Genomic DNA, 16,994 nt, shown 5'->3' on the forward strand with positions numbered 1-16,994 from the left:
GGCGCGGCGGTTTATAGGCAGTTAGCCGGCGCTGATAAAAATCTACCGCTCGCCCACCTTCCCTGTAGGAGCGAGCTTGCTCGCGATGGTCGTTAACGATAACGCGTGTTTACTGGCTAAACGCGGCGCTCTTGAATCCATCGTCGGAACGCCGCCCGGAGCAAGCTCGCTCCTACAGGTGACTAGCCGCGCTCGGCCGGCACCGATGACAATTCGAACGGGCTACTGCTGCGCCGCTGGTTGCGATCTTCCCGCGGCGTGGCGCCGAAGAAATTGCGGTAGGCGCTGGAGAAATGCGGCCCCGAGGAGAAGCCACAGGACAGGCCGATCTGGATGATCGACTTGCTGGTTTGCATCAACATCTGCCGGGCCTTGTTCAGGCGCAGTTCCAGGTAGTACTGGCTCGGCACACGGTTGAGGTATTGCTTGAAGATACGCTCCAGCTGCCGACGGGACACGCACACGTGCTGGGCGATTTCGTCGGTGGTCAGCGGCTCTTCGATGTTGGCTTCCATGAGCAACACGGCTTGTGTGAGCTTCGGATGGCTGGAGCCCAGACGGTTCTGCAACGGAATGCGCTGGCGTTCGCCGCCCTCGCGAATGCGCTCGACCACCAGTTCTTCGGAGACCGCACCGGCCAGTTCCGCACCGTGGTCACGCGCCAGCACCGCCAGCAACAAGTCGAGCACCGACAGGCCGCCGCACGCGGTGAGGCGATCGCGATCCCAGTCGAACAGGTGACTGGTGGCGATGACTTTCGGGAAGCGCTCGGCAAAATCGTCCTGCCAGCGCCAATGCACGGCCGCGCGATAACCGTCGAGCAAGCCCGATTGCGCCAATGGATAAACACCGGCCGACAGACCGCCGATCACGCAGCCGGCACGCACCAGTTGTTTAAGCGCACTGCTGAGCGCCGGCGCCAGTGCGGTCGGCGGCTCGTCAGCGAGCAGGAACAGCTTCTGGAAATTTTCGAGCTTGCCGGTCCACGCTTCACCCGGCAACTGCCATTCGCCTTCGGTCGGCGGTTCGGCCTGCAGGAATGACAGTTCGTAGACCACGTCCGGATGCACACGCTGGGCAACACGCAAGGCCTCCTCAGCCAGCGTAAGCGTCAGTGCTTTAGTGCTGGGCCAAATCAGGAAACCAATTCGATGGGCAGTCATGGGCGAGCGATCCGAAGCGAAAAACAGTGATGAAGGCATGGGCCAATGCTAGCCCGTAAACGAACGCAAATCTCAGAACCGGCACAGATCAAATGTGGGAGCTGGCCTGTCGCTCCCCCCCTGTAGGAGCTGCCGAAGGCTGCGATCTTTTGATCTTGCTTTTAAAACCAAGATCAAAAGATCGCAGCCTCGTTTCACTCGACAGCTCCTACAGGGGTCCTACAGGGGGTGCGACAAGCCAGCACCCACGAGTTGACCGGGGCCAGCCTCCAAATTGCGAAGCATGCACTATCCCTGTGCACAACGGCAGTCCTGATTACTTCAAGCTGCCGGACAGGAATTGCTGCAGGCGTTCGGATTGCGGGTTCACCAGCACTTCGCGCGGGTTGCCGCTTTCTTCGACCACGCCTTTGTGCAGGAACACCAACTGGTTCGACACTTCACGGGCAAAGCCCATTTCGTGGGTCACCACGACCATGGTCCGGCCTTCCTGAGCCAGGGCCTGCATGACCTTCAACACGTCGCCAACCAACTCTGGGTCCAGAGCCGAGGTCGGTTCGTCGAACAGCATCACTTCCGGTTCCATCGCCAGTGCACGGGCAATCGCCACGCGCTGCTGCTCGCCACCGGACATGTGGCCTGGATACGCGTCTTTGCGATGGGCCACGCCTACCTTGTTCAGGTAGTGCTCGGCTTTGTCGCGAGCCTCGGCCTTGGACATGCCGAGCACATGAACCGGCGCTTCCATGATGTTTTCCAGCGCGGTCATGTGCGACCACAGGTTGAAATGCTGGAACACCATCGACAGGCGCGAACGCATGCGTTGCAACTGTTTCGGATCGGCCGCCTTCAGCGCGCCTTCCTTGTTCGCCACCAGCTTGAGCTCTTCGTTGTTGAGCAGGATCTTGCCCGCGTGCGGCTGCTCCAGCAGGTTGATGCAGCGCAGGAACGTACTTTTGCCGGAGCCACTGGAGCCGATGATGCTGATCACATCGCCGGCTGCCGCTTTCAGGGACACGCCCTTGAGCACTTCGTGACTGCCATAGCGTTTATGCAGGTCTTGGACTTCAAGTTTGTACATGCTGTCGGTTCTCACAAAAACAGTCAGTCAGTGGTATTCAGTGCTTGCGCGGAGCCAGGTAGCCCAGCCAGCGGCGCTCGGCCATCTTGAACAGCTTCACCAGGATAAAGGTCAGGCACAGGTAGAACACGCCGGCGGTGATATACGCCTCGAACGGCAGGTAGAACTGCGCGTTGACCGTGCGCGCGGCACCCGTGATGTCGATCAGGGTCACGATGGACGCCAGACTGGTGGTCTGCAGCATCATGATCACTTCGTTGCTGTACTGCGGCAGCGCCCGGCGCAGGGCCGACGGCAGCAAGATGCGCTTGTACATCTTGACCCGCGACATGCCCATGGCCTTGGCCGCTTCGATCTCACCGTTCGGCGTGGCGCGCAGGCTGCCGGCGATGATTTCGGCGGTGTAGGCGCTGGTGTTGATCGCGAACGCCAGGCACGCACAGAACGTTGCACTGGACAGCCACGGCCAGAGGAAGCTTTCACGCACCGCTTCGAACTGCGCCAGACCGTAGTAGATCAAAAACAGCTGCACCAGCATCGGCGTGCCGCGGATCACATAGGTGAAGAGCCAGGCCGACATGTTGACGGCCGCGTTTTTCGAGACGCGCATCAAGCCCAGCGGCAAGGCGCACAGCAGACCGAAGAACAGCGACAGCGCGAGCAGTTTGAGGGTGGTCACCAGGCCGCCAAAGTACAGCGGCAAGGCCTCCCAAATGACGTTGTAGTCGAAGATCATAGATCAGCCGCCCTTACGCCTACCGAGTAGCGCTTCTCAAGGTGACGCAATGCCAGCAACGACACACTGGTGATCACCAGGTACATCGCCGCCACTGCGAGGAAGAAGGTGAAAGGCTCGCGGGTGGCATCGGCCGCCTGCTTGGCCTTGAACATCATGTCTTGCAGCCCCACCACCGAAATCAGCGCGGTGGCCTTGGTCAATACCAGCCAGTTGTTGGTGAAGCCCGGAATCGCCAGGCGAATCATCTGCGGCACCAACACCCGGAAGAACACCTGGAAACTGCTCATGCCGTAGGCCATGCCGGCTTCGGCCTGCCCCTTGGGGATCGCCATGAAGGCGCCACGGAAGGTTTCCGACAGGTACGCACCGAAGATGAAGCCCAGGGTGCCGATACCGGCGGCCAACGGGTTCAGGTCGATGTACTCGTCAAAGCCGAGCAGCGGTGCGACGCGGTTGAGCAGGTCCTGGCCGCCGTAGAAAATCAGCAGGATCAGCACCAGGTCGGGAATACCACGGATCACCGTGGAATACAGGTCGCCCAGCCAGGCCAGCCAGCGCACCGGCGACAGGCGCAGTGCCACGCCGATCAGGCCCAGAACGATGGCCATGGCCATGGACGACAAGGCGAGCTGAAGCGTCAGCCAAGCGCCATCGAGGATGACAGCCCCGTAGCCTTTCAACATGATTCAGGTCCTCGAAAGTTGGGATGAAAAAATGGCGCAAACCTCAGAGATCCTGTTGCTTGCGCCATTTCGGACTTGTCGCTTGGACGTGTTACTTGCCGTAGATATCGAAGGCGAAGTACTTGTCCTGGATTTGCTTGTACTTGCCGTTCTCGCGAATGGCCACGATGGCTGCGTTGAGCTTGTCCAGCTCAGCCTTGTCGCCCTTGCGAACCGCAATGCCTACGCCGTCGCCGAAGTATTTGACGTCGGTGAACGCAGGGCCGACGAAGGCGAAACCTTTACCGGCGTCGGTTTTCAGGAAACCGTCATCCAGCAGCGTAGCGTCTGCCACGGTGCCGTCGAGGCGGCCGGCGGCCACGTCGAGGTAAATTTCGTTCTGCGAACCGTATGGCTTGATCTCGGCACCCAGCGGGGCCAGGACTTCGCGGGCGAAACGCTCGTGGATCGAACCACGCTGCACGCCGATGTTCTTGCCCTTGAGCTCGGTCAGGCCTTCGCTGACCTGAGTGCCAGCCTTCATGACCAGGCGAGCCGGGGTGTTGTAGTACTTGTTGGTGAAGTCCACGGACTTCTTGCGATCTTCAGTGATCGACATGGACGACAGGATCGCGTCGATCTTGCGCACTTTCAGTGCCGGGATCAGGCCGTCGAACTCTTGCTCGACCCACACGCACTTGGTCTTCATCTCTTCACACAGTGCATTGCCGATGTCGTAGTCGAAACCAACGATGCTGCCGTCCGGCGCTTTCGACGCGAACGGAGGGTAAGCCGCTTCGATACCGATTTTCAGAGGTTTTTCATCGGCGAAGGTTGGCAGGGACAGCACGGACGACAGTGCCAGGGCGCCAAGCAGCACGAGTTTCTTCATCTTGGGACTCCATCGGTAAAGGGCAAAAACGGCAGAGTGAGCAACAGCCCAATATGCGAATGAGTGGAACCAGAAAGCAGTGCTGCGTCCTGGGAAGCCGGTGTTTAAATTCAACACGAGCAACGACGAGCGAGTGATCGGCATTCTAACGACAGGCCCGAGGCCGATATTTCTTCAATGCGACAACTAATTACAGATGCACCGAGAAAGCCGTTTTAGCGCGTTGACAGCCCTGCAAAATCATGCGAGAGCAAAAGACATTGAACCGATCTCTGTTGCAAATTGCGGGCCTATTATTGGCAAACCCTTCTAATCCGGCAAGCGCAGCGTGGGGTCTTATTTTTCAGCGGTACTTTTTAAACCCTGATATGGGGTGTGGCGTTTCCCAATGCCCCGCATTGAAGCGATGCGGTTACACATTCAGTAACCTGAAAGATCGCGGGTAACAGTAGGAAGATGCCGACAGAGGAACCCGATAATTATTGGTAGATGTTGCTGTAGCGCCTGACAAACCGCTATCGCGAGCAGGCTCACTCCTACAGTCGATCGCGTTCGGGCGGACAACCCAGTCGAGTGTAGGAGCGAGCCTGCTCGCGATGAGGCCAGCCCAGCCAACACAAAAACCTCAGGCAAGAAAAAGCCCCGCCAGGCAAAACCAGGCAGGGCTTTTGATGACTCAGATCCGCCGCTTACGCGACATTCATGGTCTTGTGCGTATCAATCAAATGCTGCACCACACTCGGATCAGCCAAGGTCGAGATATCCCCCAACCCATCGTACTCAGCCGTGGCAATCTTGCGCAGAATCCGCCGCATGATCTTGCCCGAGCGAGTCTTCGGCAGCCCCGGCGCCCACTGGATCACATCCGGCGAAGCAATCGGGCCGATCTCCTTGCGCACCCAGTTTTTCAGTTCCAGGCGCAGTTGCTCATTCGGCTCTTCACCGTTTTTCAGGGTGACATACACATAAATGCCCTGCCCCTTGATGTCGTGCGGCACCCCGACCACCGCCGCTTCGGCGACTTTCGGGTGCGCGACCATCGCGCTTTCGATCTCGGCGGTGCCCATGCGGTGGCCGGACACGTTGAGCACGTCGTCCACGCGACCGGTGATCCAGTAGTAACCATCGGCATCGCGACGGGCGCCGTCACCGGTGAAGTACATGCCACGGAAGGTCTTGAAGTAAGTGTCGACGAAGCGGTCATGGTCGCCAAACAGCGTACGCGCCTGGCCTGGCCACGAATCGAGAATCACCAGGTTGCCCTCGGCCTCGCCTTCGATGATGTTGCCCAGGTTGTCCACCAGGGCCGGCACCACGCCGAAGAACGGACGCGCCGCCGAGCCTGGCTTGAGCGCGTGAGCACCCGGCAGCGGGCTCATCATGTTGCCGCCGGTTTCGGTCTGCCACCAGGTGTCGACGATCGGGCAACGGGACTTGCCGACATTCTTGTAGTACCAGTCCCAGGCTTCCGGGTTGATCGGCTCGCCCACCGAACCCAACAAGCGCAGGCTGCTGCCATCGGCGCCTTCAACGGCGGCGGTGCCCGAGGCCATCATGGCGCGGATCGCAGTCGGCGCGGTGTAGAGGATGTTGACCTTGTGCTTGTCGACGATCTTCGACACCCGGGTGATGTCCGGATAGTTCGGCACGCCTTCGAACAGCAGCGTGGTCGCGCCATTGGCCAGCGGGCCGTAGACGATATAACTGTGACCGGTGACCCAGCCGACGTCGGCGGTGCACCAGTAGACTTCACCCGGGCGGTAGTCGAACACGCGCTCGTGGGTCATGGCCGCGTACAACAGGTAACCGCCGGTGGTGTGCTGCACGCCCTTCGGCTTGCCGGTGGAGCCGGAGGTATAAAGGATGAACAGCGCTTCTTCGGCGCCCATCTCTTTCGGCGCACATACAGTGCCGGCCACTTTCATCAGGTCTTCGAACCAGATGTCGCGATGCTGGTTCCACTTGATGTCGCCACCGGTGCGCTGGCACACGATGACTTTCTGGATGCTGCTGGTTTCCGGATTGGTCAGCGCGTCATCGACGTTGGCCTTGAGCGGGATCTTCTTGCCGGCACGAATACCTTCGTCGGCGGTGATCACCACTTTGGATTTGCAGTCGATGATGCGACCGGCCAGGGCTTCCGGCGAGAAGCCGCCGAACACCACCGAGTGAATCGCGCCGATCCGGGTACAGGCCAACATGGCGACCACAGCTTCGGGGATCATCGGCATATAGATCGTCACCACGTCGCCGCGGTGCACGTCCTGACCACGCAGGGCGTTGGCGAACTTGCACACTTGCTCGTGCAGCTCGCGGTAAGTGATGTGGCGGCTTTCGGCTGGGTCATCGCCCTCCCAGATGATCGCGACCTGATCGCCGCGCTCGGCCAGATGCCGGTCCAGACAGTTGTAGGACACGTTCAGGGTGCCGTCGGCAAACCACTTGATGTCGACATGGTGATCGTCGAAGGAAGTCTGCTTCACCGTGGTGAAAGGCTTGATCCAGTCGAGGCGCTTGGCTTGCTCGCGCCAGAAGCCGTCCGGGTTGACGACCGACTGCTGGTACATGGCCTTGTAGGTCGCCTCGTCGGTCAGCGTGTTGGCCAGGACCTCGGGACGAACGGGATACAGGGAAGCCGCACTCATCTTTCTTACCTCGGTGGAATAGTTGTTTTTGTATGACCACGTTTTAGCCGGGCCGGGCCTATAGAACCATTCGACGATGGTAGTAACAAGCCCCTACAAAATGTCATGAAAAACCTTCAAGCCCACTACCGCCGCGGTACCTGTGGGAGCGAGCCTGCTCGCGATGGTCGTCAACGATAACGCGCCCAACCTGACACCCCGCGGCGCTCTCTGGCTCATCGCGAGCAAGCTCGCTCCTACTACCACCGCGGTACCTGTAGGAGCGAGCTCGCTCGCGATGGTCGTCAACGATAACGCGCCCAATCTGACACCCCGCGGCGCTCTCTGGCTCATCGCGAGCAAGCTCGCTCCCACTACCACCGCGGTACCTGTAGGAGCGAGCTCGCTCGCGATGGTCGTCAACGATAACGCGCCCAACCTGACACCCCGCGGCGCTCTCTGGCTCATCGCGAGCAAGCTCGCGATGGCCGTCAACGATAACGCGCCCAATCTGACACCCCGCGGCGCTCTCTGGCTCATCGCGAGCAAGCTCGCTCCTGCAAAAGAAGCGGCTATTCAGGGATTGTTACAGGATCTGTCAAAAGTGTTTATCAAATCCACGGCTATATGGACGAGGCGCGCCCACCTAAAATCAGCCACGCCAACAAGGCAACCTGATTAACCCAGTTGCAGCCCCCACGAAGGCAGTTAATCAAACACCCAGGTACTGAAGCTCCACACGCAATCCCAAAAGGATTGCGTGCCCCCTCTCGACCTTTAAAAGGTGAATATCAAATGAAAGCTTTATGGGTTCTGGCCCTCAGCAGCGTGTGCGTAACCGCCATGGCCGGCGAGGTCCCGGCTGATGTCGCCCAGCAACAACCGCCCATCGAGGAATACACTTACTCGATGAATCTGGACATCGCCAAAGTGATCTCCATGAGCGAAGCCCCGAATGTTTGTGAAGTTGTGCCGATGAAAATGGAATACGAAGACTCCCACGGTCAACGGCATATCCTGCGTTACAGCGCGATGGGCAACGGTTGCTCTAACGGCTGATCCCCCGCTTAACCCCTCCCCCAATAAGGTTCGACCCACCCGCCTCGATCAGGCAGATGAAGCGCCGAACCTTAATGATCGATTATATCGATTGCTTTAAGCATTTATTTGCGCTCTTTAATCGAAATAGCAGGCGTAGAATCAACTGCAACCCAAGACAAACAACGCCTGCGAAACTGGAGCAACGACCATGAAAACCCAACTGATCCTCGCCCTGACCCTCTCTGTACTGGCTGCCAACACCTTCGCCGCCGATGGTTACGACCGCACCGGCTCGGCCGCTTACACCACTGAAGCCGCTGTCGCTGCCGACGGTTACGACCACACCGGCTCCGCGTCCTTCGCCGCCGATGGCGCAGACCACATTGGCGCCGGCAAACTGGCTTCCGACGGCGCTGACCACACCGGTGCCGCCCGCCTCGCCGCCGATGGTGCCGACCACATCGGTGCCGCTCGCCTGAGCTGATCCGCCAGCGTGACTTCATAGCCCGACTTCGGTCGGGCTTAGTTGTGTCTGGAGCCTGAGAAAACCCCACCGAAACACAAGATGTAGTGAAAAATGCCTTTTTTGGTTATTTCTTGAGCAAAAATATTCCAGGGCAAAAAATCGGGAAAAAAAATCTTCCCCCGCCAACCTCGTTCAAAGCCCTGTAAACCCTCGCTCCGACCGAAATACGGCCCCCGTCGACCGATCCGCGAGGCATTTCGCCGCCCCACAGCACGCAAAACTTCCCTATAATGCGGCCTTAAACGGGACTGCAATATTCCCTTACAGGGACGAAAAGCCAGTCTGAAGCCCCGCACAGGCGATCAACGCTTGCTGCGCCCATCAGTGGCTCTCGGAACCCCGTACAAAATTCTGTTTGATGCCTGCGCATAGCTGCTGCAAAAAACGATTCCTTTAGATCCAACGCGGCCAGTAAGGCCGTGTGAAAAACCAACTATCCATTTTCACACGGGCACACTGGCCCTCACGCAGGAGACGACACGTCATGCTGAGCTGGGACGAATTCGACAAAGAAGACACGGAAGTAGCAGTCAAGAGCGCCAACGCTGGCCACGCCACCGAAGCCAACATGGACCGTCTCGACAGCGCCGGCGGTGCCGCCGCCCTGGAAGCCCGCGCCGTGACCGCTTCTGACTCCGCCGCCGTTGCCCGCGCCAAAGCTGCACTGGATTCCCTCGACGTCGCCGAAGGCCTCGCCGAACTCGAAGGCGCCTCCGCCCGTGTCGCCGTTGACGAAAAGCGCATGATCAACTGCCGCGCCGACCTCAACCAACTCGTACCTTTCAAGTACGACTGGGCCTGGCAGAAGTACCTGGACGGCTGCGCAAACCACTGGATGCCGCAAGAAGTCAACATGACCGCCGACATCGCCCTCTGGAAAGACCCGGAAGGCCTGACCGACGACGAGCGCCGCATCGTTATGCGCAACCTCGGCTTCTTCTCCACCGCCGACTCCCTGGTTGCCAACAACCTGGTCCTGGCCGTGTACCGCCTGATCACCAACCCGGAATGCCGCCAGTACATCCTGCGCCAGGCCTTCGAAGAGGCGATCCACACCCACGCCTACCAGTACTGCATCGAATCGCTGGCCATGGATGAAGGCGAAATCTTCAACATGTACCACGAGATCCCATCGGTCGCGAAAAAAGCCACCTGGGGCCTGAAATACACCCGTTCGATCTCCGATCCGAAGTTCGAAACCGGCACCGTCGAAACCGACAAAGAACTGCTGCGCAACCTGATCGCCTACTACTGCGTCCTGGAAGGCATCTTCTTCTACTGCGGCTTCACCCAGATCCTCTCCATGGGCCGCCGCAACAAAATGACCGGCGTCGCCGAGCAGTTCCAGTACATCCTGCGCGACGAATCCATGCACCTGAACTTCGGCATCGACGTGATCAACCAGATCAAAATCGAAAACCCGCATTTGTGGGATGCCGAGATGAAGGAAGAAGCTTCGCAGATGATTCTGCAGGGCACTCAGCTGGAGATCGAATACGCCCGTGACACCATGCCTCGTGGGGTGTTGGGCATGAACGCGGCGATGATGGAGGACTACCTGAAGTTCATCGCTAACCGTCGTTTGTCGCAGATTGGGTTGAAGGAAGAGTATCCAGGGACGACTAACCCGTTCCCTTGGATGAGCGAGATTATGGACTTGAAGAAAGAGAAGAATTTCTTTGAGACGCGGGTTATTGAGTATCAGACTGGTGGGGCTTTGAGCTGGGATTGATTACCACGTCACCTGCTGCTCCTTCAGAGCAGCAGGTCGAAAAATTTAGTAGTAACCAAAAACAAGAAACCCGCAGTAATCGCGCCAACGATTGCTGCGGGTCTTGACCGCACCATTGAACCGAAGCCCGAAGGTGCGGGCCGTGACTGAAAGATCTCAAATCACGATGCATTGGGAAAATGCGCGACGTGATTATAGACCCCTTTCGGACGGTTACAACGGCCTCGCGTCGGAGATTTCGTTTTATGAACGAAGGTCCAGTGGCGCCGCCAGGATACAGAGCCGTTTTCTGTATGAGCTTTAAGCACTGGCGTAGTGGTAAGGACGTTTTCCGTAAGGACGGCCGTCCATTCTGCTTTTTTGTCAAAGCGTAGGGGCGCGGGACAGGTGACTGTCCCGCTCTATAATCATGTTCAGAGTAACGACTTATGAATCAGCTCATTACTGATGCAATCAATACCCTTCAAGTGCTGAAGTTCACCTATAGCGGTATTGATCGTGTAGTTGAACCACATGCAATTGGTATTTCTCGCACTGGAAAAGTATTGCTACGGTGCTTTCAGACACTGGGAGTGTCATGTCACGCCAGGGCACGAATGGGATCTCTGTGAACTAAGTAAGATTTCCAACCTTAGAGTCTCCGGTGATAGCTTTCAGGGACCTCGGCCGGGATATCGAAAAGGAGATAGTCGTATGGTCAGCATTTTTGCTCAACTTTGACCTCAAGTAGGAATAGCCGCGGACTCCGCGGCTATTTTTTATGGGGTAGGAAAACTCTTACTCGCAATATCAGTAGTAGCTAAATCTCCTACATGTATTCCAGCACCTTCTGTATTGAGGGCCATTCCAAGCGGCCCTAAGCTTTACTGCAGGTGCCTAAGAAACGCCCAACGTAGAAAGCTAGCCAATTGCACAGACGAGCAGTCACCCTTGGTGATTTATCGTACGGCTGTGTGAGGCTTTTGCTCGTTGGAGCTTCTTATGTCCACTCAACGTTGGGGTCAGGCCCGTCAAAGTCCAAACGTAGAGGTAATGGATATGCCTGAACACAACCTTCTCGTCACTCTCCGAACCATGGAGATCGGTCATGTCTGATCTCTTTTCTGTAACAGTCTTCACGCGTCACAACCTCCCTCTCCACGCCCTCCTCCTAGAAAACCAACCATGGTTCTGCGCCCGTGATATCGGCCGTTTGATGGGTTTTCATTTAAGTGAACGCATGGTCAACAAGCTAGACAAAGACCAACACCGCACGCTGTGGATTGAGTATTACCTGCAACCGGAAAAGCAGTTGATGCTCAGTGAGTCCGGTGTTTATGCGCTTTTGGTGTATCACTACGCGCCAGGAAATCGGTTGCTGCGCGAGTGGATCACCCATCAAGTGGTGCCGGCCTTACGTGATGCGGAGCAATCGGGTAATTCGGTTCGGCCGACGTTGAGTTTGTTGGATTGGCCGGAAATGTCACTGAGCCTGCTACATTGGCAGGATGAAGGTTGGATTCGGCTGCGGGACATGCCTTATCTGTTGCTTGATCACACGCAAAAGCGGACGCCGGTGGTTAAGTCTTGGTGGCGGAAGGTGATGCAGGTGTTTCAGTTGTCGAAGCAATCGATGGGCTAGGTGGCGTATTTGTAGGATCTCTTGCGAGATTCGTCCCTGTTTTGTGTAGGAATTTTCCTAGACAGTCGTAGTGGCCACTCAGTATCGTCCGAGGGTTTTCAACCCTCGGCGGTTTTATGGATACGGAAAATGAAAATACCGGCTGGACTGATGACGAATTGGCAGCTTCGGTCGACGCGTATCTCGCAATTCAGGCGCGATACCCAAACGATGAAAAATTCAGTAAAGCTTCGGAATACAGGATTTTACAAGCCAGCGTGCTCCCAGGTCGCAACTACAACTCCATTGATTACCGCCTAAAGAATATTTCCGCTTTGTTCAACGAGCTTGGCTTGAAGACAATGTCCGCTTACAAGCCTAAGGAACATCTTGGCTCAGGAATAACCGCGCGCCTCAACAGGATTCTTCAATCCAAAGGGCTTTTGACGCTTAATGCCGATACGCCTATCGCTGATGATGAAACTCCAATTCGAGTAGTTAAGCGAGTTAAAAAACAGGACTTGGTGAGTGAACCGGAAGGCGTTTTGATCCCCCAACAAATGGTCAGCATCACCAAGTCTTTTGTTCGGACATCAAAAATCAAAAAGTGGATTTTAGCGAACGCAAAAGGTATCTGTGAGGGTTGTGGCCAACCTGCTCCGTTTGAAAAGGATGGGACACCTTATCTTGAGGTTCACCACGTTAAGCACTTGGTACAACAAGGCACAGATCGTCGGAGCAATACCGTAGCACTGTGTCCGAACTGCCATCGTCGTTGTCATCATTCGAGTGACCGAGAGGAGTTCACAGCTTCGCTTTATACAAAGGTGAAACGGTTAAAACCCGAATAGCCGAGCAGAACATTAACCTGTGGCGAGGGGGCTTGCCCCCGTTCGGCTGCGCAGCAGTCGTCAATCCGTACAATTCGGTTTGTCTGATACTCCGCGAGTTGCAGTATTTAGGGCCGCTTCGCGGCCCAACGGGGGCAAGCCCCCTCGCCACAAGGTTGGTGGCTGACTTGGTTGCTGCGTTGGTCTTGCGAATCGCGAGCAGGCTCGCTCCCACAGGGGATCTGCGTCGGTTTGGGAAACATCAATTCAGCAAGCACCTCATAGACGGTCCTCAAATCCATCGATTAGATCATCGAGAGTCTTATCGAAATCCGCAGACATCCGAATTTTCCCCTTCAACCGCCCAGGCGTTCGAGCCCGGGGTGTATCAACATGGGGCAGCAGAACCAGGTAAGGCTTACCGTTTTTGGTGATCACCACGTTGTCACCATTCCATGCACGCTCGGCAAGTTGGGAAAGCTGTGATTTGGCTTCGCGCATGTTTACTTTTACCCGCTCAGTCATTTGGCACCTCCATGGAGTTAGCCAAACTAGCCGAAGCCGTAGCTTTTCGATAGGCCAGCCCCCTCACCTCCCCAACCCACTAATCCGCCACGGACACACCGCCGCCCTAACCCCACTCGGCCCAACAATCTCCGGCGTCTGCCCCAACGACCTGGCGCTCAACACACTCCCCACCCGCTCAATCAACTGATCAAACCCCAACGTCGCATCCTCCTGGTGCAATTTGCGCAGTTGCTCAACCAGGGCGTAGGTGAAGGCGCCGTAGTGGTTGGAGCCCGCCACATATTCGCTGGCTTTTTCGTTTTCCCTAGCGGCATAGAGCATCAGGGGCATGTAGGGGCCGTGGTGGCCGTAGAGTTTGCCTTGGCGCAGCAGTTGGGCTTTTTTCTCGGGGCGCAGGCCAGTGGCGGCGCCTTGGGTGGTGCGGGTGCGGGTGAGGCCGCGGGTTGTGTGGTCTTGTTCGCTGAAGTCGCGGCGGTCGGTGTCGACGGCGTAGACGCGGCGGTCCCAGTCGCCGGCGTAGGGGTCCCAGCGCAGCATGCGGTGGCGGATGTCGCTGGGTGGGGTGATGCCGCGCACGCGGCCGTTGCCGCGGGTCATGCCGCCGGCGTAGCAGCAGTCGAACATGACGGTGAGTTTGGCGCCGTGGCCGTCCGGGTCGAAGGGCAGGTGGCTGTAGAACTGGCGGAACAGTTTGTCGGTGAAGTGGGTGCTGTCGTCGTCCCAGTCGAAGTCGTGGAGCACCAGGGTTTCGTCCATGCAATCGGCTTCGCCGCTGCTGCTGTAGACCGGCAGTTGAGTGCCGTGGCCGGAGTAGAACAGCACGCGCTCGTCGCCGGCGCGGGCGCCTTCCACCAGCCATTCGAGGCGTTCGACGAAGTTGGCCCGGGTCGCTCGGGCGTCGTGCAGCAATCGGATGTCGCCGGCGTCGTAGCCGCTTTCCTGGAGCATGCGGCTGATCAGGTAGGTGTCGTTGATGCAGCCGTCGAGGCGTGCGCTCGGGTCGGGGTAATCGTTGATGCCGACCACCAGGGCGCGGCGTTTGCGTTGGCCGCTGCGGGACAGGAACGCTGGTACCTCCAGCGCCCGCGCTGCCACCACGTCGCGGGCCAGTTGCGGCCACAGGCCGGTCTGACTGGTGGCTGACGACAGGTAGGCCTGGGCGGCGTGATTGAGGTCGAGCAGGTCATCGCGCAATGGCAGGCTGAACTCGGTTTGCAGGTCGACCCGCGCCGAATCCGGCGAGGTGATCGGCCGGGTCAGCAAGCCATCGTTGGGGTTGTGCAGGTGGAACCAGCGGCGGATGCCTCGGCCGTTTTCGCTCAGGCGCAGGACCCGCCCGCCCCACACTTCGCGCATCACCAGCGGCAGTGCGATCGGTGAGCCAAAGCTGACGAACACTCGGCCATCGATGCGCTTTAGTGCCGAACCTTTTTTCGCCACCGAACGGCGCAGGGCGTCGTAGCCGATCAGGCTGCCCAGGCCTTGGGCGAAGATGATCTGCGGATTGAATGCTTCGATCTTCGCCAGCAGATGTTGAGTCAACTCTGTGCGCAACTCGGCGTCTTCGATCCATTGCACGAGGGCGCCCACCGTGGTGCGCAACATCTGGTTGACCGGCAGGCCCCAACTGCCGAAATTCTCGTCGGCCTTGCCCCTGGCGTCGGCCCTCAGCATCGCCAGGCCTCGGGTGATCTGGGCGAAGTCCGGCCCCTCCTTGAGCTGGTCATCGAAAGTCAGAAAGTCGATGTCCTGATCATCGATGAGGCGACCGTTCTGTGCCAGTTGAGTACGGATCAAGGTGCGCCATTGTTCCTGCCAGTTCCCATCGACGCCGCCCTGCCCCTGGCTGGCCGGCGTAAACCCCACACCGGGCAGGCACAGCACGCGCAGCCGTGTTGGCGCGACTTCCGCTCCCGGCTCGACCAAGGCCTTGCTGGCCGGCGCCGCCACCGGAGGCACCGTTTGCCCTTGGGCGGTGACCATCAAGTCCTGCAGGCGCCGCAGTTTCGCCTCCAGACTGTCCGCACTGGGCGCGGCCGGCGTAAGCGCAGCCTGACCCGGATCAGCTAAGGCGCGGCTGCGGTTGCCGAGAAAACCGCTGACCCATTGGGCACTGCTCTTCCAGATCTGCTCTGGATCGAGGCCGTCGAGGTATCCGGTGGCGCTGTCCACCACCTGCCGACTCTGGGTCGCCAGTTCGGACTCGATCAACGGCAACCCGGCGCGACTTGGCACCACGGTGGTCGCCAACTTTGGCGCAGCCGTTACGCCCGGTGCAGTGCGCCAGATGGGCGCGTTGCCAAAGTGCTGCGCGGCGACCACCCGTGGGCCAAGGGCACTGCGCGGCAATTTGAAGTGATCGCAAAGAAACGCCAGCAGGCTGGTGTGATCGTAGTGCTGCGCCTGGACATCGCCCGTCCAGGGGATCAAGCCCGGCTTGAGCCACGGCGAAGCCAGGATCGCCGGAACACGCACACCGAGTCGGGTGAAGGGATTTTTCCAGGAAACATCGACCGTTGAACCGGTCGCCACGCAAGTCGGCGGCACCACGTGGTCATGGAAACCACCATGTTCGTCGTACAGCAGCACGAACAGGGTTTTGTTCCAGACAGCGGTGTTGGCCGACAAGGCATTGAACACCTCACCGACAAACCGATCGCCAAAGCGCAGGTCTTCAGGCGGATGATGCGACACGTTGGGCCCGAGTTTGCCGTTGAGCAGGCCATAGCTCGGCTCGATCCAGGACAGCTCAGGGAGCTTGTTACCGGCGACGTCTGATTTGAAATCGTCGATGCTCAGGTGCTGCAAACCACCCTTGACCAGCGCCGCCAGCGGAACGGCGCCGTCGGAATAAATGCGTGCGTCGTGGCCATTGTTGCGCAGCAGCGAAAAAATACTCTCGCCGCCAAACTGTGCGATCAGGCTTTTGATGCCGGCCAGCACCGTGCCGGTGGAGGGCATCAGCAGATGACCATTGCAACTGCCGAGCATGGCAAAAAAGCGGTTCGGCCAGGTCGGGCCTGGCACTGAGGAAAACCAGCGGTCGCACACAGTGAAATTGCGTGCCAGCCCGTGGATGGCCGGCAGCGTATCGTCGGCCGGCGTGGCGCCGAACGGGATGTAGTTCATCGCCCGTTGGGCCATGGATTGCGACCAGGTTTTGTAGACCTTCAGGTCGGTGCGGGCCTTGTCGTAGGCATCCTGGGCAAACCCCTTGAGCGTGGGGTTGGCCGGGCTGGTCTTGAAGGAGACGCCCAGTTGTTTCTCTACGTTGACGAACTCGTGGCCAAGGTCGAAACCCTCACTGTTGCTCGGCGGCAGCGCCGGAGGTAGAGGGGGCGGCGGCGCCCACAGGCTGTAGTTTTCCGGGAACTCCGATGCCTGGGTGATCACCGTCGATTTGCCATTGGCCAGCTTCAGCGGATTGGTGCTGGGTTTATTACGGTCGATACCGTCACACGCGGGGTTGATGCGGGTGTAATCCCCCAGCAGATGATCGAATGATCGATTTTCCATCATCAGCACGACAACGTGCTCAATCCCGGCGGGCCAGTTGTTCGGCATGGTTCGCTCCTT

At 58.4% G+C, this 16,994-nt stretch carries 14 protein-coding genes; 6 read left to right on the plus strand and 8 right to left on the minus strand.

What is annotated here, in order from left to right; translation table 11 throughout:
• Window positions 1–182: 182 nt before the first annotated feature.
• From argR to acs, 6 genes are all read right to left on the minus strand, one after another.
• On the minus strand, window positions 183–1,163 hold the full coding sequence (argR, locus tag KGA83_RS18195) for a transcriptional regulator ArgR (RefSeq protein ID WP_223530413.1): 981 nt from the start codon (window positions 1,161–1,163) through the stop codon (window positions 183–185).
• 316 nt (window positions 1,164–1,479) lie between these two features.
• Window positions 1,480–2,244, minus strand: coding sequence for an ABC transporter ATP-binding protein (locus tag KGA83_RS18200; RefSeq protein ID WP_108215206.1), 765 nt, complete (start codon window positions 2,242–2,244; stop codon window positions 1,480–1,482).
• A 37-nt stretch (window positions 2,245–2,281) separates the two neighbouring features.
• Window positions 2,282–2,980, minus strand: coding sequence for an ABC transporter permease (locus tag KGA83_RS18205; protein ID WP_108215205.1), 699 nt, complete (start codon window positions 2,978–2,980; stop codon window positions 2,282–2,284).
• A complete protein-coding gene (locus KGA83_RS18210; RefSeq protein WP_015096506.1) occupies window positions 2,977–3,666 on the minus strand; it encodes an ABC transporter permease in 690 nt (229 codons plus the stop codon). Before KGA83_RS18210 ends, KGA83_RS18205 begins: the two co-directional genes overlap by 4 nt.
• Before the next feature lie 91 nt (window positions 3,667–3,757).
• Window positions 3,758–4,537 (minus strand): ABC transporter substrate-binding protein, encoded by a 780-nt coding sequence (locus KGA83_RS18215; protein ID WP_108215204.1) that lies wholly within the window; start codon window positions 4,535–4,537, stop codon window positions 3,758–3,760.
• 689 nt (window positions 4,538–5,226) lie between these two features.
• The gene (acs, locus tag KGA83_RS18220; RefSeq protein ID WP_223530415.1) at window positions 5,227–7,182 is read right to left on the minus strand and encodes an acetate--CoA ligase; all 1,956 of its coding nucleotides are present in this window, start codon (window positions 7,180–7,182) and stop codon (window positions 5,227–5,229) included.
• 163 nt (window positions 7,183–7,345) lie between these two features.
• Between acs and KGA83_RS30105 the strand changes: the two genes are divergently transcribed.
• The 6 genes from KGA83_RS30105 to KGA83_RS18250 all read left to right on the plus strand — a co-directional run bounded on the left by KGA83_RS30105 (window position 7,346) and on the right by KGA83_RS18250 (window position 12,911).
• Window positions 7,346–7,843 (plus strand): hypothetical protein, encoded by a 498-nt coding sequence (locus tag KGA83_RS30105; RefSeq protein ID WP_411741913.1) that lies wholly within the window; start codon window positions 7,346–7,348, stop codon window positions 7,841–7,843.
• A 113-nt stretch (window positions 7,844–7,956) separates the two neighbouring features.
• The gene (locus KGA83_RS18230; protein WP_108215201.1) at window positions 7,957–8,220 is read left to right on the plus strand and encodes a DUF2790 domain-containing protein; all 264 of its coding nucleotides are present in this window, start codon (window positions 7,957–7,959) and stop codon (window positions 8,218–8,220) included.
• A 190-nt stretch (window positions 8,221–8,410) separates the two neighbouring features.
• On the plus strand, window positions 8,411–8,686 hold the full coding sequence (locus tag KGA83_RS18235; RefSeq protein WP_108215200.1) for a hypothetical protein: 276 nt from the start codon (window positions 8,411–8,413) through the stop codon (window positions 8,684–8,686).
• A gap of 526 nt (window positions 8,687–9,212) precedes the next feature.
• The gene (locus KGA83_RS18240) at window positions 9,213–10,460 is read left to right on the plus strand and encodes a ribonucleotide-diphosphate reductase subunit beta (protein WP_108215199.1); all 1,248 of its coding nucleotides are present in this window, start codon (window positions 9,213–9,215) and stop codon (window positions 10,458–10,460) included.
• A 1,087-nt stretch (window positions 10,461–11,547) separates the two neighbouring features.
• A complete protein-coding gene (locus tag KGA83_RS18245; protein WP_223530417.1) occupies window positions 11,548–12,081 on the plus strand; it encodes a Bro-N domain-containing protein in 534 nt (177 codons plus the stop codon).
• 116 nt (window positions 12,082–12,197) lie between these two features.
• The gene (locus KGA83_RS18250) at window positions 12,198–12,911 is read left to right on the plus strand and encodes an HNH endonuclease (RefSeq protein WP_223530419.1); all 714 of its coding nucleotides are present in this window, start codon (window positions 12,198–12,200) and stop codon (window positions 12,909–12,911) included.
• A gap of 258 nt (window positions 12,912–13,169) precedes the next feature.
• Here the strand turns inward: KGA83_RS18250 and KGA83_RS18255 are convergent, their stop codons facing one another.
• The gene (locus KGA83_RS18255; protein ID WP_223530421.1) at window positions 13,170–13,415 is read right to left on the minus strand and encodes a type II toxin-antitoxin system Phd/YefM family antitoxin; all 246 of its coding nucleotides are present in this window, start codon (window positions 13,413–13,415) and stop codon (window positions 13,170–13,172) included.
• Window positions 13,416–13,478: 63 nt separating this feature from the next.
• Window positions 13,479–16,982 (minus strand): alkaline phosphatase family protein, encoded by a 3,504-nt coding sequence (locus KGA83_RS18260; RefSeq protein ID WP_223530423.1) that lies wholly within the window; start codon window positions 16,980–16,982, stop codon window positions 13,479–13,481.
• Window positions 16,983–16,994: the final 12 nt, after the last annotated feature.

Origin of the sequence: Pseudomonas sp. GL-R-19 (assembly GCF_019956375.1) — a bacterium.
In the GTDB taxonomy this organism is placed as follows: domain Bacteria; phylum Pseudomonadota; class Gammaproteobacteria; order Pseudomonadales; family Pseudomonadaceae; genus Aquipseudomonas.